We start from the raw sequence: 20,396 nt of genomic DNA on the forward strand, positions 1-20,396 counted from the left end.
AAGCAATTCGCATGACCATGATGAAGGAGAGCATTAATATGAAACCATGGTACGAACAGAGCTTCGGCTCCGATTATATGCTTGTCTATAAACATCGCGATTGGGAAAATGCAAATAAAGAAGCATCCAAAATGATCGCTTGGCTAGAGCTGGCGGAAGGTTCTCATGTACTTGATATAGGCTGTGGAATGGGAAGGCATTCACTCGCTTTAGCAAACCTTGGCTACACCGTTACAGGAATGGATTTATCGACTACATTGCTTGATGAAGCTCAACGTCATGATGAAGATGGACTTGTTGAATGGGTTAAAGGGGATATGCGAGAGCTGCCGTTTGAGGCGGAGCGTTTTGATGCTACTGTCAATTTATTTACCTCATTTGGCTATTTCACAGCAGAGGAAGACAATGTGAGCGTGCTTCGGCATATTCGGAGAGTGCTGCGTTTAGACGGTTGTTTTTTAATCGATTTCCTTAATCCTATTTATGTGGCGCAAACCTTAGTGCCCCGATCGGAACGTATCGATGAGGAGACAGGTCTGCTTATACAAGAGGCAAGATCCATTGCAAATGGTTGGGTGCAGAAGGGCATTTCAATCTTCAATCCGGACAAAGAAGAGAAGCCAAGACAGTATTTAGAACAGGTAAGGCTGTACAATCTAGACTGGTTCGAAAACAATCTAGATGCTTGCAGTCTTAGAATAGACAAGCTGTACGGCAATTACGATGGTTCGAAATACGATCAAGAGGCTTCTCCGCGAATGATTATGACAGGGAGAGCTAAAAAATGATATTTGAAAACAAGGATTCAAGCAGCAGGCCGTCTACAAATGAACAGGAGTTTTTACATACGGTTTCGTGGCAGGAAGGATGGCTGCAGGTAAAGGTCCCGGTTCCCTTTTCCCTCAAGTGGGTTAATAGCTATCTTATACCCGAAGAACAGGGATATACGCTCATTGATCCGGGACTGCGAACGGACGAAGCCATTCAAGTATGGGATAAAGTCTTGCAGCATCATAACTTGGAGTGGCGCAATGTTACAAGAATCATTTTGACGCATCAGCATCCCGATCATTATGGACTCGCTGGTTATGTGCAAGAGAGAAGCGGGGCGCCCGTTTTTATTTCACGCAGGGCACATGACTATGCGATTAGGCTGTGGGGAGAAAAAAGCGAGTTCGGCGAGCAGCTCCAGACTCTATATGCGAAGCACGGTATGCCGATTCAACAGAGAGAGGCTATTGCGCAAAATCTTGAAACCTTTGTGGAGATGGTATCCCCTCAGCCGAAGGTAACTTATATCGAAGCGGGAGATCAAATCATAATTGGCGGAATGAGCTGGCTTCTAATTGACGCGCCTGGTCATGCAAATGGTCAGCTATGTTTCTATCAGAAAGAACGCAAATGGATGGTATGCGGAGATCAGGTGATGCCCCATATTACCCCGAATGTGAGCATAGTGCCTGGTGAGGATGGCGATCCATTGGAAGTATTTCTAGGCAGCTTGCAGGAGCTTGCTCATTATGAGGTTCAATTGGCTTTTCCAGGACATCGGGATCCTTTTGCCGATTTCCATGGCAGGATATTGGAGCTGCAGCAGCATCATATACGGAGGCTAGACAAAATGGTTCGGATGCTCGAAGAAGAGCCCCGCACCGCCTATGGCATGTGCGAGGCTCTATTCGGCAATCGTCTGAACGGGAATGCGCATCAGCTGAGATTTGCAATGTCGGAGACACTTGCGCATTTGGTATATTTGGAGCGTCAAGCTCGAATCTCTTCTACTGAAAAAGATGGCATTTATAATTATTTTGCGATCACCGCTTAACGATCACGGAATTCTTGCGGGGTAATACCGTATCGATCTTTGAACACCTTTATGAAATAACTCGTTTTCAAATAACCGACTTTAGCTGCTATCTCGTAAATTTTGTCTGTTGTCGTGCGAAGCATATGGGCTGCCGTTTCCATTTTTAATCTGGATAAGTAGTCGCTTATGCCTTCGCCGGTTTCCAGCTTATATATTTTTGACAAGTAGGACGGATTCAGAAAAACATGGGAAGCAATCGATTGCAGTGAAGCGTCTTCTAAATGGCTTGAAACATATTCTTGAACCTTCTGAATCGTACTGGAACGAGAATGCTGTACTTTGCTAGTCATATGGCTTCTATAGTTATCAAGTATGCCAGACGTCCAAGTGCGAAGCTGTTTAATCGTATGAAAGTGGGGACCGCTAAGCAGTTGATTGAACTCAGATCCCATAATGTCGGACATCCACAGCTTGTTTTTATGAATGGAGAAACTTAACGAGCTTGCAATCATGAAATAGGTTTCCAAAATATGCTCATGCGACTCGCCCCATTTAAGCTCCAGCTCCTCAAAGGCAAGATTTAGTTTCTCCTCGATCGCGTCCCATTGTCCTGCCTCAAGCAAATGAATAAGCAGCGGCGGATTGTATAAATGAGAGAGAGAATTTGCTTCTCCTTGCTGTGATTCCTCTGTCAGTGTGAGGAGAAATCCGCGTTCACTGCCAATGCGCTGTCTAAAGTTGATAAGCGAGAAATCATAGGTTTCGCGCAGCTCATGCGGAAATACATCCTGCTTCGTAATGACTAACGATACGGTCCCCTTTAAATACAATTTCACATAATGCTGAAGCTGTGCTGCTTTTTGCTCAATGAGATGCAGCATGGAAGCTTGTTCTTGGCGCTGATTTTCTTTGCCCATAATGAGAAATACAAAGTAGCCATGCTCGTCCTTCGTATGCCATAACCTATATTCCTCTGTAAATATTTCCTCCGCGATGTTGCACACGGCGTATTCAAGCAGCGAGCTGTCACGTTCGCTTTGCTCATAGAAGTAGTCCTCCATTCGCATAAGCATCATACAATATGGCTCTTTTGGATGAAAAGTTAGGTTCAGAATGTCGAGCTTTTCTTTTAATTTTTCGTCGCTGTAGGCCTGTCCCTTCAGAAGAGAGAGCAGAAGATGATTTCGTAAAATAGGGACATTTTCTTTCAAAGAGGTTAGCGCGCTTTGATGCGAGCTGACCTCCTTCCAATGTTCTTCCAGCTGGGAAGCGGCTTTCCGAACAGCTTGCAGCAGCTCTTCGTCTTCAGCAGGCTTCAGCAAATAGTCGCTTGCTTGGAACTGAAGCGCTTTTTGTGCATACTCAAAATCATTATAGCCGGACAATAAAATACATTTCACATTGCTCCAAGAAGCTTTGATTAGCTCGATTAAATCAAGGCCGGAGAGGCCGGGCATGTGAATATCTGTAATGACGATATCAATAGGCGTAGCCTGCATAATATCAAGCGCTTCCCGCCCAGAGTGTGCAAGGTAGACGGAATCAATGCCAACTGAGCTCCATGGCAAATTACTGGCTAAATCCTCTACGAGATCAGGCTGGTCATCGACAATTAAAAGTTGATACATGGTGAACAGCTCCTATTCATTCATCTAAGGCGTGTCTGAGAGTTCTGAGGAGAGCAAATTTTGCCGAATTTTCGTTCCATGCAAGGCGCGTTTGTGAAGGCGTACCGGGGGTACTTCAAGCAAACGGAACGAAGCAGGGGGCGAAAAGGCGGTGAAAGGTGCCACTGAACGGGTTTTCAGACACGCCTAGTTGGCATAGTTTTCATGCGGCCAAGACAGGTACACAGCAACGCCGCCTTCTTCGCGAATTCGGAAGCTGATTGAAGCCTCAGATCCAAATTGGAACAGCATCCGCTGCCTAACATTCCACAGCGCGCAGCCGCTCGTATCATCAGGCGGATTGATAATTTTTTTCTCAAGCTTTCGAAGGGCTTCGTCCGTCATCCCCATCCCGTTATCTTCCACAATAATCGTATGATAGCGATCATTGCTAACACCTGAAATGGTGATGAGCCCATCACCGTCAAATCGTTCAATCCCGTGCAGCACCGCGTTTTCAACGACAGGCTGCAGGAGCAGACGCGGAATCTGAGCACCAAGCATCGAATCAGGCACCTCGATGCGATAGGACAGGTGCTGGATATGAAATTGTTGAATTTCCAGATAGCTCTCAACAAGCTGCAGCTCTTCCCTCAGCGTTGCGGTCAGCTTCTCGACCCGTGTCGTATAGCGATAATAGGTAGACAAGTGCATGGCAAGCCGCATGACAGATTCCTTCTTATCCAGCCTAGCAAGGCTGCGTATGAGCGCGAAACAATTGTATAAAAAATGCGGATTAATCTGGGATTGCAACTGCTTTACATTAGCTTCACGCCTGCGAAGCTCCTCCACATAAACCTTCTGAATGAGCTGTTCCGTATTCGCAGCCATATCGTTAAATCTTTGAAATAAATAAGTAAATTCATTTTTGGGGTTTACCGTTATTCTTGCGGAATAGTTGCCTTCCTGCAGCCGTTTCACACTCCGAATAAGCAAACCGATTGGGCGCTGTACATTTCGATAAAGCAAATAACCTGCGAGCAAGCTCATAATGAGCAGCAAACCGACGGAGCCGTAAAATAAATTTTGGCTTTTGACGATTGGTTTCAAAACATTTGCGAGCGGTACGTAGTCAATCAAATACCAATCCAACGTTTTTACATGCGCAGAGGTGACGAGAAAATCATCCCCATTTATCGTCATAATTTGATTGGACGCTTCTGGGACGGTCATTTTTTTGAGCAGCGCTTGAATGCTCTTGGTCATTTCTTTATCAGCCGTTTTATTTTTTATCATGCGCCCATCGGAATGGACAAGAAACGGATCGCCTTTGCCTGCCAGCTTGAAAGTATCCAAATCTTTAATGAGATGCTCCTCTGGAAAAGAAATCTCAACGATAATACCGGCTTTCTCGATATCGGTGATTTTGCTTTTTGGCTTGACGATATGGCGTACGAAACGATTTTGCTTTATGTTTTGAATCGTCATTTCCTCGTACTTCCAGGTCGGGGTCAATATTTTTTTGATCGATTCGAGATCATACGAGAGATACGTATTTGTTGAGACGAGCTGCTTGCTTGCCGGCGCTGTAATGCTGTATTGCGTATCCCAGCGCTGTGCGACATTGAGCAGGCGAAGCCTCTCGAGAATGCGCAGCTTCTCATCGTTTCGCTGGTATGTGCTTTCAATTAAATGTAAATTTTGCAGCTGCTGGATATGGATATCTTCGCTGAGCAGAAAGCCAAGCGTCGATAGCGTTGTTACGCTTTTATCAACCTCGCTCGCTAGAAATGTAATGTCCTTCTGCTTCAACGATTTCATTTCTTCCGTGATAACTCCGATGCTTGTTCGTATAGAAAGCGTATACAAAATAATGATCGGGATAAGCAAAAGGACGATCAATGTAATCATTTTGGCAAATGTGTTTTCTCTTAAACGCATGCTGGAGTCCTCTCTTTTTATGAAAATAATGATACATAAGTAAACAAAATGGCATGCTTCCAAAGATCGTGGTCTATAGAACAGGAGAGACTGCTGGTAAAATTAATCATACAGGAGAGATGAAAAAACTCAAATCAAATTTTGTTTGGAAAGGGGCAGAACAGTGGAAAGTGCGCTAAACAAACCGCTGCAGCAAGAAAAAAAACAAAGACAACAAAAGGATAAAAGAGCGAGAGAACTATTTAGCCGTACTTGGCCCTTGCATCTCATGCTGCTTCCGGCGGCTATTGTTACCTTTATATTTGCTTATGTACCAATGAGCGGGCTAATTATGGCCTTTCAGGATTTTAAACCTTATAACGGCATGTTTCATTCGAAGCTTGTTGGACTGGAGCACTTCCGCTTTATGTTTGAGTATCCAGATAGCAAACAGGTCATTTGGAACACGTTAATCATTTCGGGCTTAAAGATCGTTTTTGGCTTAATCGTGCCGTTCACGTTCGCGATTCTGCTTAATGAGGTTCGAAAAATGCTGTTTAAGCGAGTGGTACAAACTTTGGTGTACTTGCCGCATTTTATATCATGGGTAATTTTAGGTGCGATCCTTACTGACATGCTGGGCAGTAAAGGAATCGTGAATCAGACGCTCAACAGTCTCGGCATAGATTCCGTATTTTGGCTTGGCAACGGGGATTGGTTCCGTTTTACCGTTATCGTAAGCGATATTTGGCAAAACTTCGGTTTTAACACCATCGTGTTTCTTGCGGCACTGGCGGGTGTAAATCCTTCATTGTACGAAGCGGCTGAGGTGGATGGCGCCACGCGCTGGAAGCAGACGCTGCACATCACGGTTCCGTCGATGATTCCAATCGCGGTTGTCGTAGGCACGTTGTCCCTCGGCAATATTTTGAACGGGGGCTTCGATCAAATTTTCAATCTATACAATTCGCTTGTATACGATAAGGGAGACATTATCGATACGTTCGTCTATCGGACAGCGATATTGAATGGTCAATACAGCTTTGGAACAGCTGTTGGTTTGTTTAAATCTCTAATCGGTTTGATCATGATCGTCTTCTCTTACCGAATGGCATACAAATATGCAGGTTATCGAATTTTCTAGGAAAGAGAGGGGCGAGAAAAAGTATGTATCACAAAACAACAGGTTATAAAGCTTTTTCAGTATTTAACTATATTTTGCTCGCGATCATTTGTATTTCTTGTATTATTCCGCTCGTTCATATTTTAGCTGTAAGCTTAAGCGCCAGCTCGCCAGCCAACGCGAATCTGGTCAAGCTATGGCCGATCGGCTTCAACTTTGAAGCCTATTCCAAAACGCTGAATAACGATAATTTTCACAATGCTCTTTTTGTAGGTTTTAAGCGTACGGCACTCGGCACGCTCGTCGGCATGACTTTGATGATTCTAGCAGGTTATGCATTATCCAAAGATGGACGGACATTTAAGAGCCGTTCGGTCTATACGTGGTATTTTCTCTTTACGATGTTATTCAGTGGTGGTATTGTTCCTTCGTACATGCTTATTCGCAACTTGGATTTAATGAACTCGATTTGGGCGCTTGTTCTGCCAGGGGCGATCAACGTATTTAATATGGTGCTTCTAATGAACTTTTTCCGGGCAGTACCAAAGGAGCTGGAGGAAGCTTCGCTCATGGATGGAGCAGGACAGTTCCGAACGCTTTGGAGTATATTTTTACCCATTTCAATGCCGGCTTTAGCTACAATTTCATTGTTTACCATGGTTACACATTGGAATTCATGGTTTGATGGATTGTTATATATTACAGATTATAGAAAATATCCATTAGCAACCTTCTTGCAAACGATTATTGTACAGCAGGATTTTAATAAAATAAATCCCGATGTCAACGAGCTTAAGCATATCTCGCAGCGTACCGTTAAATCCGCGCAAATCTTCATTGGTACATTGCCGATACTGCTTGTATACCCCTTTTTACAGCGATATTTCGTGAAAGGCATCATCATGGGGGCTGTCAAAGAATAGTGCAAGAAAAAGGCATCAATAACAAAATTATGGTCTTTCGGAGCTGTAAAGAGAGCTGTATATTGGTAACAAGCGATATTACAAATATCGTTAATAATAACAAAAATTAACTTACGGGGGTAAAGGCATGAAGAAGTCGCTTTCGGTCTTATTGGTACTATCATTTATGCTCGCAATCGCAGCTTGTTCTGGAAACAACACGAACAAGGGGACTAACAGTCCGGCAGCAACAAACAAAGCGAGCAACGAACCAGCCAAGGTTGAAGAAGGAAGCACTGAAGGCTTTGCGGATGGCAAGTATACGACACCAATTACGCTAACGACAGTATGGGGTCTTAACCAAAATGGTTCAATCTTCAAAGAAGGCGAGTCCATTGAGGATAATGTTCATACTCGTCTTATCAAAGAAAGACTTGGCATTGACATTAAATACAACTGGGTTGTAACGAATACGAATGATGCATACAAAACAAAGCTTCGCCTTATGCTGTCATCAGGTGAGGAAATGCCGGATGTTGTCACTTACCGCGGAGATATGGAAACGGTTAATATGTTGATCGACTCCGGTCAATTTATGCCGGTAGGCGATTTGGTCGACAAATACGCGAATGATACTTACAAAGCAGGCCTTGATCTTGATCCAACCATCTGGCTGCCAATTAGCCGGGGCGCTGACAAAATGGCCTTGCCTATTCTTGATTATGCCTACAATGCAGATCATGTCATGTGGATTCGTGAGGATTGGCTGACAAAGCTTAACCTTAAGGCTCCAACAACGCTTGCAGAAATGGAAACGGTTATGGAAGCATTCGTTAAGAATGATCCAGACGGAGACAGCAAAGCGGATACAATTGGCCTTGCAACGGGCTTCAAAAATGGTTTCGCTAACTGGATGACTGATATCGGCTTCGTGTTTGGTGCTTATGGCACAATGCCTGGTCAATGGAATCAAGCAGCGGATGGATCTTTGGCGCATGGTTCGATCAATCCAGCAGCTAAAGATGCATTAACAAAATTAAAAGAATGGTTAGACAAAGGCTACATTTCACAAGATTCAGCATTGCTTGATGAATCAACGGGCTCGGAATTGTTTACGAAAGGCGAAGCGGGAATTATTTTTGGACCAAACTGGCTTCCAGCATGGCCTTTCCCAGATCTTCTGAACAACGTTCCTGGCGCAAAATATAAAGCGTATCCAATTCCTGCTGGTCCAGACGGCAAAATTGGTTCCGCAGGCGGCAACCCGCCAGCAAACGGTTATGTATTCGTAAACAAAAAAGCTAAAAATCCTGAAGCTATTTTGCACTACTATAACTGGTTCTTCGATAATATGGCTAACCCGCAGCCGGGCAGCGAGTTCGAGAAGGGCTTCGCAGAAGGTTATGATTATGCAACACTTCCAGACGGCTCTATTACTGCGGATATTGCAAAATACCCAGACCTATTCCCTGGTTTGAAGGATCAAACAGCACCACCGCTCTACTACACGCTCACTTTTGAAGGCGCTCGTATTCCTACTCTTTATGCAGAAACGCATGTTAAGCTTGCTGCCGGCGCAGAGCCGGTAACGCCATACGAGAAACAAGAGTTTAATACACGTCTAAAAGAGAATACAGATGCGATGAAAGTGGTTATGGACCAAAATTCGATCCGTATGAAAAACTACTACATGGGTCCTTTGACGGAAACGATGCAAAGCAAAAACGAGCTTCTGAACAAGCTGCTTAATGAAACGTTCAGCAAAATCGTATATGGGCAACAACCGGTAGATTCGTTCGACACGATGGTTGAAAACTGGAAAAAATCAGGCGGCGAACAAATTACAAAAGAAGTTAACGATTGGTACAACAGCGTAAAATAAGGAGTTATTTTCAACTGAGGCATCATGTAAAAGTTTAATAGATAGAGAAAACAGTCTGTCACGTTGCAGTTTATCATTTAGCTGTAAGGGGCAGGCTGTTTCCTTGAAAAGACAAGTAAGCGTTATCATTTTATTTCATAATCCGGAAAGGATGTAGGAGAAGCATGAATAAACGGTTTATCTCCATAATATTGGTGTTCATGATGCTCACAAGCAGCTTGCCGGCTGTCAGTGCGGCGACAGCTACAGATGGGAAGGGAACGGCGCATTGGGGCGAGAAAGTGTTGGAAAAATGGATTTCTAAGGGGATGCTTAGCGGATATCCGGATGGGAGCTTGCAGCCTGATCGTCAAGTAACGAGAGCTGAATTTACAAAGCTGGTCCATGCGATCTTTCAGTTTGAAGCTAAAGGCTCGAATACCTTTACAGATGTAGCCGCTGACGCATGGTACAGCAAGCAGGTTGCTGCTGCGTTGGAAGCTGGAGTGATTGCCGGTTACCCGGATGGCAGCTTTAAGCCTGACGCACCACTTACGAGGCAGGAGGCTGTGAAAATAACAGCCGAACTGTTTAAGCAGGCTGCGGCAGATGGGAATCAGCTATCTAGCTTTACGGATTATAATCAAGTACAAGCTTATGCAAAAGTACCGTTGGAGCAGCTGCTGGAAGGAGGATACATAACGGGTTATCCGGATCAAACCATTCGGCCGAAAAAACCGATTACTCGTGCAGAAGCCATCACATTGCTTGACCGAATTGCTGGTGAAATCATTAATGCAGCCGGCACCTACGAGGATTTGAAAATAGCCGGAAATGCTGTCGTAAATACAGCGGGAGTAAAGATCAACAAAACTGTTATCGATAAGGATTTGTTCTTAACGCAGGGAATTGGCGAAGGCGATGTCTTTTTAACGGATGTGGATGTGAAAGGAACGGTCTACATCAATGGGGGCGGAATCAACAGCATTCATTTTATAAATTCGAAGCTGAATAAGCTTATTGTGAATAAACCTGCTGGAAAAGTACGCGTCGTACTCACAGGCTCTTCGCAGGTGCAGCAGCTCATCGTGGAAACGGGATCTGATATTCAAATTGATGCTGGAGCAAGCAGTCAATTACTTACGATTTCGGATACAGCTGAAGGAACGACAATTCAGGTAAATGGTACTGTAAATCAAATAATTAATACAGGTTCAAGCACGACATTAAATGGAAATAGCTTAGGCAAAAGCAGTGATGTCACTGTTCAGAACGGAATTGTAAAAACAGGACAACTGACTGGCTCAGGTCAAAGCGGTGGTGGCGGTCAAACGACTCCGCAACCAACTCCAACAGCAGCACCGACAAACTCACCGACATCTTCGCCAACGACAGCGCCGTCGGCGACACCAACAACAACACCTGTGGATGAATGGAAGCTTGTATGGAATGATGAATTTGATGGAAGTGGCGACAACGTTGATACAAACGGCGTTAACCTCGACAAATGGGGTTATCAGTTAGGCACAGGCTCTCAATATGGTCTTGATGGCTGGGGGAACAATGAAGAACAGTATTATCGCTCCGAAAATATTAAAGTAGCGGATGGGAAATTAACGATCACCGCTGACGATGATGGTTTTGGCGGCAAGAAATATACATCAGGCAGACTCTATACGGAGCCTACCTTCAATAAAACGTATGGAAAATTTGAAGCTCGCATGAAGCTGCCGGTAGGCAACGGCATTTGGCCTGCCTTCTGGATGATGCCGAAGGATAGCGAGTATGGGGTTTGGGCTTCATCTGGAGAACTCGATATTATGGAAGCGCGCGGCCGCTTACCGAACAAAGTCGGCGGAGCCATTCATTACGGTAAAAACTGGCCGGCAAACAAGTCAAAAAGTGCAGATTACATTTTTGGAGAAGAAACGGATATTACTGACTATCACACCTACGGTGTAGAGTGGGAGCCTGGTGAAATTCGCTGGTATGTTGACGGACAATTATTCCAGAAGCTTAATAATTGGGATAGCTGGGGAGCAGATCAACCTGCAAAATATGCGTTTCCCGCTCCGTTTGATAAGCCGTTTTACATGATTTTGAACTTGGCTGTTGGCGGTAATTTTGACGGTGGGATAACACCAGACCCATCACTCCTGCCAGTGAAAATGGAAGTCGACTATGTTCGTGTCTATGAACTAACTGGCAGGCCGTATAAGACGCCTGTAGAGCCTAGCATCGACTCAGAGCCATATCCAGATCAATATAAGGAACCGATTGCAGGCAATTTTGTATACGATAATAGCTACAGCAAGCCATTCACAACAATTGCTGAGGCGAATCAAGCTTTAGATACGAATTATTGGAATTTTGTGCATGTAAGCACATTCCAAGGCAACGGCTCGATTTCTGTTGAAGCTTTAAATGGTGTAAATTATGCCAAAGCGGATATTACGAGCAGCGGGAATGCTATACATGCGGTTCAACTCATTCAGAATGTAACGCTTGGTAAAGGCAGATGGTATAAGCTCACTTTTGACGCCAAATCGAATGCAAATCGAAATGCGACAGTCAAATTTGGCGGAGGGGAAACACGCGGCTGGACGACGTACTCCGATATTATGGATGTAAAGCTGACAAATAATATCCAATCTTATGAAATGATATTTCAAATGGGAGCCGAGACGGATACGCTGGCTAGACTCGAATTCAACCTTGGACTAAGCACGAATCCGGTCTGGATCGGCAATGTGAAGGTTGAAGAAACCGCCTCCCCAGATCCGTTTCATGATAACGACCCTAAAGAGCCGTTGAACGGCAATCATGTGTATAACGGCAGCTTCGACCTAGGTCGAATCGATCGTCTGACTTATTGGAATTTCAATAAGGCTGGAGGCAACGCTGCAGCATCGGTGAATGCTGACACTAGAGAACTTAAAATATCGAATCTTGATGGCGAAACAGAGCCGAAGTCGATCTCGCTTACGCAGTCGGGTATCAATCTACTGAAAGAAAACGATTATAAGGTAACATTTAAGGCTAGAGCAGCTACTGCACGCACCATTCAGATTGGTGTGTACAAATCAGATGGTACGGCTTATGCCGCTCCAGAGACGATCTCGCTTACCTCCGAGATGAAGGAGTATACATTTCAGTTTGCGATGGAGCAGTCTAATGACGTTAATGGACAGTTGGTATTTTTATTAGGCGGCCATCAGGCTGACATTTATTTAGACGATATTAAGATGATTCGATTGACTAACAACAACACGGGCGAATTGGCGCTGGCAGATCAATTTCCAGTGAAAAATGGCGACTTCTCGAGTGGCAAGGTGAGTTGGAGCGAGCATGTGCAAGGACGTTATGACGGATGGGGCTCAAGCGCGGACTTTAACGCTCAGAATGAAGAGATGAAGATTGCGATTGCGAGCGAAGGTGTTAATCCTTGGGACGTCATGCTGATGCAAAATAATATTAATCTATTTAAAGGCAAAACGTACACGGTGACGTTAGATGCAAGTTCATCCAAAAACCGTGAAATGGAAATTGTTATTGAAGTAGGCAGCACGCGTTATTTGTCCAAAAAGGTGCAATTAACGCAGACGAAACAAACGTTCAGCTATGAGCTGCTTGTTCAGAGCGACATTACGCCGACGTTTAAGCTGCTGCTAGGTAAACTGGACGGTGCAGCTGTCATAGGCGAGCATGATGTATTTGTTGACAACATACATGTGGAGCAGCAGGATGCTCGAAGTAAAGCCTTCTTGATCAAAAATGGATATTTTGATGCAGGAATGCAGGATTGGAGCACGCATATTCAGGGCATTTATGATGGCCCCTCGAGAGCAGCAGTTACAGATGACAATGGTGCGGTGAAAGTCGCGATAGCGAATGCTGGCTTGAATGCGTGGGATATTGTTTTGCAGCAGGGCTCATTGGCGCTAGTTAAAGGCAAAACGTATGTCGTTACCTTTTTGGCCAGAGCAACTTCGCCGCGAACCATTGAAGCAGTTGTTGAGAACAGCGCTTATAATCGTTTCTTAAATGAAAAGGTTCAGCTTGATACGGTTACTAAAATGTACAGCTACGAGTTCACTATGGCAAAGGATGACAACGCAACCTTTAAACTGCTTTTTGGAGTGCAGCCTGATGCTCCTTCTACGGCACATGACGTATTTATCGACAATGTGCATCTTGAACTGAAAGGAGCTAAGGAAGCAGCAGGCGAGAAGGCTCGCAGCTCAAATAATATTATGCTGCTGCTTCCTCCCGTGCTTTCAAAAGATGTATCCGATAATGAAATGGGTCAAAATATTGACATTACCTTTAATGATAATGAGGCTTGGAGAAATGCGATAACTGATGTATTTGTCGATGAATCGAAGCTTCCTAAAGAAGCGTATCAGCTTGCCTCAGGAAAGTTAACAATCGATAAGACCCAATTCAGTGCAGTTAAATCATACACGATCACGATTAGGTCAACTGGTTATGAGCTTGCTCAAGTGATCCAAAGTATTCAAGAGAAAAATATATGGAGTCTCGTATGGAATGATGAGTTTGACAGCGTAGGAGATAATCTGGATACAAACGGTGTCGATCTTGACAAGTGGGCGTATCAGCTTGGCAACGGCAGTGAGTATGGCGTAGGCGATTGGGGCAATAACGAGCTGCAATTTTATAAGAAAGAAAATATAAAGATCGAGAATGGCCAAATGATTATCGAAGCCAAAAAAGAGAATTTTGGCGGTAAACAATATACGTCAGGCCGGCTTTGGACCAGTCCAACCTTCAGCAAAGCTTATGGCAAATTCGAAGCGCGGATTAAGCTCCCTGCGGGTCAAGGCTTATGGCCGGCGTTTTGGATGATGCCGAAGGACAGTGAATACGGAGGATGGGCTTCCTCAGGTGAAATTGACATTATGGAAGCTAGAGGACGGGTGCCAGGCGAAGTTGACGGTACTATTCATTTTGGCAAAAATGCTCCAAATAACAAAATTACCGGTGCGCAGTATGAATTTCCGCAAGGTGAGGACATCACGGGTTACCATACTTATTCTTTAGAGTGGGAACCAGGTGAGCTGCGCTGGTATGTGGATGGGAATTTGTTTCAAACGCTTAATGATTGGAATAGCTGGGGAGCAGATCAACCCGAAAAATATGCTTTTCCAGCACCATTTGATAAGGAGTTTTACATTATTCTCAATCTAGCTGTAGGAGGCAATTATGACGGCGGGTTGAAGCCCGATCCTTCCTTGTTGTCAGCTCAGATGGAGATTGACTATGTGCGTGCTTATGAGCTTACTGGCAGACCTTACAAGGTGCCTGTTGAACCGATGCTTGTAAAGGATACGTTCCCGCAAAACGGCAAAGCAGCTGTAGATGGCAATTTCATTTATGATCCTGCCTATACTCATGGCGTTAAGAACATCACAGTAGAAAATCCGGTAATAGATATGAATTACTGGAATTTCCTTCATGGAGCTGAATTTGGCGGAGCGGGTGAGGTTTCGGTTGATCAGTTAGACGGGTCGCCATTTGCCAAAGTAGACATTTCGAATGGCGGTAATGTGCCATATTCCTTGCAGCTTGTCCAGTATGTGACGCTTGTTAAAGGTCAGGCCTACAAAATTAGCTTTGATGCAAAGGCTTCAGCGCCGCGCAGCATGAGCTTGAAGTTTGGCGGCGATGCGAACAGCGGCTGGGGAATTTATTCTGACAACTTTGAAGCATCCTTGAAGGATCAGGTCGGTCATTATGAGTATCGCTTCCTCATGACAGACAAAACAAATGCTGCTGCAAGGTTGGAATTCAATTTAGGTCAAAACGTAAATGATGTGTGGATCGGAAATGTTTATTTAGAGGAAATCGATGAGTTAATTGAACCAGGCGCTGCAAAAGCTCCACTGAATAACGGCAATCACATTTATAATGGAGGTTTTGATCTAGGGACGATGGATCGTTTGCTCTATTGGAATACAAAAACAACGGATTCGGCTGCTGCTGACATCAGTGTAGATCCAGTATTGCGCAGGTTAAACGTTAATATTTCAGATGGTGGTACTAATGCTTCGTCTATAAAACTAACCCAACAGGGCATTAATCTGCTGCAAAAGGATTCGTATGAGCTGACCTTTGATGCAGAAGCTTCGACTAGTCGGACCATTACCGTGCAGCTTAAGAGCAAAGACGGATCAACGATTTATTCAGGTCCACATGCGATTCAGCTAGATCCATCGAATAGTTCGCATAAGCTCTCATTTACGATGCCACCTAACGTAACAGACGAGGAAGCGCAGCTTGAGTTTTTGTTAGGCGGCAGCAACGCTGGGGTTCAGTTGGATAACATTAAGCTTATTCGCACAACAAATTTGAATGTTGATTTTACAGGCGTCGATTTGTTTCCGCTTAAGAATGGAGATTTCTCCAATGGGCTAAGCGGCTGGGAGCCGTTTACGCAAGGAGGTACAGCAGCATTCACGGAATCGAATGGAGCTGCAAAAATAGCGGTAACAAACGTAGGAGGGGAAGCCTGGAACGTAATGTTTAACCAGTCGAACCTTAAGCTTTCCAAGGGGATGACGTATGTGCTCTCTTTTGATGCGAGTTCGACGGTAGCACGGGACATCGAAGCGGCTCTCGAAAATGCTGGTTATACAAGGCGTTTTTATACGGGACCTTTGATGCTGACACCTTCGATGCAGCATTTTGAATTTACATTTAAGATGATGGCCGATGATAATGTTGCGCTTAAGTTTTTACTTGGCAAAACTCCAAAAAGTGCAGCTGCTCCGCACGAAATTTTCTTTGATAATGTTGTGCTTGAGGTGAAGGATGCGCCAATGCTGCGCCCGCCAACCTTAATACCAGATAAAACGGATAACCTAGTAGGGAGCGCGGTAGAAATCCGTTTTGTAGATAACGAAGCGTGGAGAACGGCGATTAGTGCAATTGAAGTGAATGGAGCTGTACTTGCTGGTGCAAAGTATACGCTTCAGCCTGGCAGCATTATAATTGATCAATCTGTTTTTGCAAGCGATCAATTATATACGATTAATGTCAAATCGACGGGCTTTGCGGATACAAGTGTTAATCAATTAATGCTTGCAGCAGATGGAAACCTTGTACTAAACGGTGGAATGACGAATGGGTCAGCTAACTGGGTGCATTGGTTTGGTGATGGGGGAGATTCGAAATATACACCTAAAGATGGTGTTGCCCAAATCGACATCTATTACCATGGGGGCATGCACCCAGAATGGAATGTTCCTGTAGGCTGGTCCACACAGTTTAACCAAAGCGGAATCAAGCTAGAGGCAGGCAAATCCTATGAGCTTTCCTTTAACGCATGGTCAACGGTAAATCGTCCGATAGCAGTGGAGCTGGGTGGATACAACAACACTGAAAGCGTACATTTTAATCTGACTAGTGATTCAGCTGCCGCTTATAAGAAAAGTTTGCGACCAAATAGCAACGTGGATATGACTCTTAAGTTTTTGCTTGGCAACGTCGTAAATGGTGCTTTTGTTACGCCTGATGGTGAGCATACGATTTACATTGATAATGTCGCTATTCGTGAAGTAGCAGCACCACCGGTATTAGTGGCCGATTCGACTGAAAACAAAGTCGGACAGACCATTGAGCTGACATTTGCAGACTCTCCTGCTTGGCGTGCCGCAATTACGCAGCTTACGATTGACGGTGCAGCTGTCCAGAGCAGCAGCTATACGGTTGAGGCAGGAAAAATCAAGCTTAATGCAGATTTATTTACAAGTGTCAAAACGTATCTCATCACCGTTGCCGCAGCAGGATACGGCATCAACGAGGTGCAGCAGCAGGTGAAGACGGCTGCCGCAAACATTGCTCTTCATAAAGCTGCTACTGCATCATCAGGCAATCAACCAGCAGCTAATGCTGTAGATGGAGCGGGCAATACGAGATGGGAGTCGGAGTCAACAGATCCTCAGTGGATTTCTATTGATTTAGGCGCAGTCTATAAGTTGGAAAGTGCTGTCCTGAGCTGGGAGGGAGCATATGGAAAAGCTTATAAGCTGCAAGTATCATCAGCGGCAGCGCCAGGAGAAAGCGACTGGACGGATGTATTCACAGAAGCCGCAGGAAATGGCGGTCTCGACAACATTACATTAAACGGGCAAGAAGCAAGGCATATTCGAATGGTTGGATCTGCTAGGGGCACCATTTACGGTTATTCCCTGTGGGAGTTTGAGGTGTATGGCACATGGGTAAGCGGCGGCGAAGGAGGAGGAAACGGAGGCAATCCAGATCCTGGAACCACTCCGAATCCAGTGCTAGTGAACCTGGCGCTTAACAAGCAAGCTGTTGCATCAAGCTTTAATGCCGTTTTTCCTGCTCATTTGCTAACAGATGGCGATAAGGGTACAAGATGGGAAGCAAAATGGAGTGACAATAATACAGCTCCGTATCATGCAGAATGGTTTTATATTGATTTTGAAAAAGTTTATTCCATTAATAAAATCATTTTGACTTGGGAAGCTGCGTATGGAAAAGCGATTGATATTCAAGTTGCTGCAGCAGGAAGCGATTTATCGGCAGCAAGCACAGATTGGAAGACGGTACATTCCTTGAACAGAGAATTGAGAGCGGAAGACTTTGTTGAAACGATCACCCTTGCAAGCAGTGCGGAGGCTAGATATGTACGTATTTTAGTAACAGAAAAAGGTCTTCCTCCATATGGTCCATCACTTTTTGAGATTGAGGTTTATGAATAACTGTTTTATTTAGAGTGATAAAGAGAGCGTGCTTTTACAGGGAATCCTGTGAAGTATGCTCTTTTGTCTTTTTGACGAACGATGCTTGCTACTAAGGCAAACTTTTGTTTATTAATGATGTTTTAATGAGGAATGGTAAATATATATTGCGACATAAATAAATATATGTTACATATTAAATAACGGAAATGGCCTCAACATGTGTTCTAATTATTTATTCCGTCATATGAAAGCAAAGGGAGACTGGATCATGGAGAGAGAATTAGCATTAGAGCTTGTACGTGTAACGGAACTGGCTGCGCTCGCATCGGCGCCTTGGATGGGAAGAGGCGATAAGAATAGCGCTGATGGAGCAGCAACATCTGCGATGCGCTCCATGTTTGATTCAGTGTCCATACGCGGTACTGTCGTCATAGGCGAAGGGGAAATGGATGAAGCGCCGATGTTGTACATTGGGGAGGAAGTAGGAAGCTTGAATGGCCCCGAGGTTGACGTAGCGGTTGATCCGCTGGAAGGTACGGAAATCGTAGCCAAAGGACTTAACAATGCAATGTCCGTGCTTGCAGTCGCAGGAAAAGGCCAGCTTTTGCATGCTCCTGATATGTACATGGAGAAGCTCGCTTTCGGTCCTGCTCTTGTTGGCAAGCTGTCGATAACTGATCCGATGGATGTAACGCTCCGTAAAGCGGCTGACGCTTTAAACAAGAAAGTTTCGGATTTAACGGTTATGATTTTGGACAGGACGCGCCATGAAGCGATCGTCAAGGTGCTGCGCCGAGTGGGTGTGCGCATAAAATTTTTGTCGGATGGTGACGTTGCAGGCGCGATGGCCCCAGCATTTCCGGAGGCAGGCATTGATTTGTATGTTGGTTCGGGAGGTGCGCCGGAGGGTGTTTTAGCTGCGGCAGCACTAAAATGTTTAGGCGGTGAGCTGCAAGCAAGGCTGATGCCGGCGGATAGCAATGAGTACAACCGCTGTGTTCAAATGGGTATTGCAGATCCTTATCGTGTACTCACTATGGAGGATATGATAGGGACGGGAGATGTTTATTTTGCAGCAACCGGCGTAACGCCAGGCGAGTTTTTGGGCGGAGTTCAGTATTTTCCTGACGAGAGGGCAGAAACGCATTCCATCGTCATGCGCGCTAAGACCAAAACGATCCGTTTCGTACGTGCTATGCACTATTTGCCGAATAAAACATTTTTAAAAAATGATAAATAACTAGGAATGGTGTGGTCGGCCGCTAGGTCGACCACTATTAAAATAACATTCTAATAATACAATGAGCAGCAAGAATATAACTCAGCTGATTGGAAATTAACGGACATCAGATCCGTTATTTGCATGAAATCCCCGTTTTTAAAGAGCTAACGGACATACAGTCTCTTATTTGGTCTCAAAAGCCATGATTATGCTTCAATTTGCATAAATAGCGTATCTGATGTCCGATAGAATTGTATTTGAGCTGTATTCACCATAATAGCGGAACCTATGTCCGTTAGAGCTGAGCGCGAGCTTAACCTGTCAAACTTGGTCTAACCTCGTCAACCTCGTCAACCCCGTCAACCCCGTCAACCCCGTCAACCCCGTCAACCCCGTCAACCCCGTCAACCCCGTCAACCCCATCAACCCTCTTAACCCCCCTGAACCCCCACCTAAAACTAACATTGATTTCGTGCTGGAAACGCTCCTACTAATCACAATTGCGAAAACTTATTTGATTGGAAATTAACGGACATCAGATCCGTTATTTGCTTGAAATCCCCGTTTTTAAAGAGCTAACGGACATACAGTCTCTTATTTGGTCTCAAAAGCCATGATTATGCTTCCATTTATATAAATAACGTATCTGATGTCCGTTAGAATTGTATTTGAGCTTTAGTCACCATAATAGCGGAACCTATGTCCGTTAGAGCTGAGCGGGCGAGCTTAACCTGTCAAACTTGGTTTAACCTCGTCAGCATCAACGCCCCTAACGACCCCATCAACCCCATCAACCCCATCAACCCCATCAACCCCATCAACCCCATCAACCCCATCAACCCTAAGCCCCCCCCAGAACCCCCACCTAAAACTAATATTGATTTCGTGCTGGAAACGCTCCTATTAACCTTTATTGCGAAAAAATTCCTCATAGATGAATTAACGGACATCAGATCCGTTATTTGCTTGGAATCCCCTATTTTTAAGGATCTAACGGACATACAGTCTCTTATTAGGCTTCAAAGGCCGTATTTATGCTTCAATCCACATAAATAACGTATCTGATGTCCGTTAGAATGCTATTTGAGCTGTATTCACCATAATAGCGGAACCTATGTCCGTTAGTGGTGCGAGCGAGCTTAACTAGACTAACCACACCCCAATACCCCAACACCCCAACACCCCAACACCCCAACACCCCAACACCCCAACACCCCAACACCCC

At 44.7% G+C, this 20,396-nt stretch carries 10 protein-coding genes; 7 read left to right on the forward strand and 3 right to left on the reverse strand.

The genetic code is table 11. The features are described from left to right. Positions 1 to 38: 38 nt before the first annotated feature. Both AB4Z45_RS10280 and AB4Z45_RS10285 read left to right on the forward strand, forming a co-directional pair. Complete coding sequence (locus AB4Z45_RS10280) at positions 39 to 788, forward strand: class I SAM-dependent methyltransferase (protein WP_441909061.1); 750 nt, start codon at positions 39 to 41, stop codon at positions 786 to 788. Continuing rightward, positions 785 to 1,825, forward strand: a complete 1,041-nt coding sequence (locus tag AB4Z45_RS10285; RefSeq protein WP_441909063.1) for an MBL fold metallo-hydrolase — start codon at positions 785 to 787, stop codon at positions 1,823 to 1,825. The genes AB4Z45_RS10280 and AB4Z45_RS10285 overlap by 4 nt, the downstream gene beginning before the upstream one ends. On the opposite strand, the gene AB4Z45_RS10290 is transcribed toward AB4Z45_RS10285, so the two are convergent. Beyond that, on the reverse strand, positions 1,822 to 3,435 hold the full coding sequence (locus tag AB4Z45_RS10290) for a response regulator transcription factor (RefSeq protein ID WP_441909064.1): 1,614 nt from the start codon (positions 3,433 to 3,435) through the stop codon (positions 1,822 to 1,824). The two genes, AB4Z45_RS10285 and AB4Z45_RS10290, sit on opposite strands and share 4 nt — an antisense overlap. Before the next feature lie 186 nt (positions 3,436 to 3,621). Further along, positions 3,622 to 5,355 (reverse strand): sensor histidine kinase, encoded by a 1,734-nt coding sequence (locus tag AB4Z45_RS10295; protein ID WP_441909066.1) that lies wholly within the window; start codon positions 5,353 to 5,355, stop codon positions 3,622 to 3,624. Between the two features lie 268 nt (positions 5,356 to 5,623). Here AB4Z45_RS10295 and AB4Z45_RS10300 point away from each other — a divergent pair, with 268 nt between their 5' ends. From AB4Z45_RS10300 to glpX, 5 genes are all read left to right on the forward strand, one after another. After that, positions 5,624 to 6,478: an ABC transporter permease gene (locus AB4Z45_RS10300; protein WP_076268055.1), complete on the forward strand. Its 855-nt coding sequence runs from the start codon at positions 5,624 to 5,626 to the stop codon at positions 6,476 to 6,478. Between the two features lie 23 nt (positions 6,479 to 6,501). After that, positions 6,502 to 7,380 (forward strand): carbohydrate ABC transporter permease, encoded by an 879-nt coding sequence (locus tag AB4Z45_RS10305; RefSeq protein WP_441909067.1) that lies wholly within the window; start codon positions 6,502 to 6,504, stop codon positions 7,378 to 7,380. A gap of 127 nt (positions 7,381 to 7,507) precedes the next feature. After that, the gene (locus tag AB4Z45_RS10310; RefSeq protein ID WP_441909068.1) at positions 7,508 to 9,241 is read left to right on the forward strand and encodes an extracellular solute-binding protein; all 1,734 of its coding nucleotides are present in this window, start codon (positions 7,508 to 7,510) and stop codon (positions 9,239 to 9,241) included. 164 nt (positions 9,242 to 9,405) lie between these two features. Further along, positions 9,406 to 17,967, forward strand: a complete 8,562-nt coding sequence (locus AB4Z45_RS10315; RefSeq protein ID WP_441909069.1) for a carbohydrate binding domain-containing protein — start codon at positions 9,406 to 9,408, stop codon at positions 17,965 to 17,967. 250 nt (positions 17,968 to 18,217) lie between these two features. Then, positions 18,218 to 19,189 (forward strand): class II fructose-bisphosphatase, encoded by a 972-nt coding sequence (gene glpX / locus AB4Z45_RS10320; protein WP_441909070.1) that lies wholly within the window; start codon positions 18,218 to 18,220, stop codon positions 19,187 to 19,189. A gap of 1,021 nt (positions 19,190 to 20,210) precedes the next feature. Here the strand turns inward: glpX and AB4Z45_RS10325 are convergent. Then, the coding region (locus AB4Z45_RS10325) for a hypothetical protein (protein ID WP_441909071.1) at positions 20,211 to 20,396 on the reverse strand (186 nt) is incomplete at its 5' end.

Origin of the sequence: Paenibacillus sp. MCAF9 (genome assembly GCF_052114265.1) — a bacterium.
Lineage (GTDB): Bacteria > Bacillota > Bacilli > Paenibacillales > Paenibacillaceae > Pristimantibacillus.

Bases quoted from the DNA above. Each gene is read 5' to 3' on its own strand.
- AB4Z45_RS10280 (WP_441909061.1), top strand. From the start codon at position 39: ATGAAACCATGGTACGAACAGAGCTTCGGCTCCGATTATATGCTTGTC.
- AB4Z45_RS10285 (WP_441909063.1), top strand. From the start codon at position 785: ATGATATTTGAAAACAAGGATTCAAGCAGCAGGCCGTCTACAAATGAA.
- AB4Z45_RS10290 (WP_441909064.1), bottom strand. From the start codon at position 3,435: ATGTATCAACTTTTAATTGTCGATGACCAGCCTGATCTCGTAGAGGAT.
- AB4Z45_RS10295 (WP_441909066.1), bottom strand. From the start codon at position 5,355: ATGCGTTTAAGAGAAAACACATTTGCCAAAATGATTACATTGATCGTC.
- AB4Z45_RS10300 (WP_076268055.1), top strand. From the start codon at position 5,624: ATGCTGCTTCCGGCGGCTATTGTTACCTTTATATTTGCTTATGTACCA.
- AB4Z45_RS10305 (WP_441909067.1), top strand. From the start codon at position 6,502: ATGTATCACAAAACAACAGGTTATAAAGCTTTTTCAGTATTTAACTAT.
- AB4Z45_RS10310 (WP_441909068.1), top strand. From the start codon at position 7,508: ATGAAGAAGTCGCTTTCGGTCTTATTGGTACTATCATTTATGCTCGCA.
- AB4Z45_RS10315 (WP_441909069.1), top strand. From the start codon at position 9,406: ATGAATAAACGGTTTATCTCCATAATATTGGTGTTCATGATGCTCACA.
- glpX (WP_441909070.1), top strand. From the start codon at position 18,218: ATGGAGAGAGAATTAGCATTAGAGCTTGTACGTGTAACGGAACTGGCT.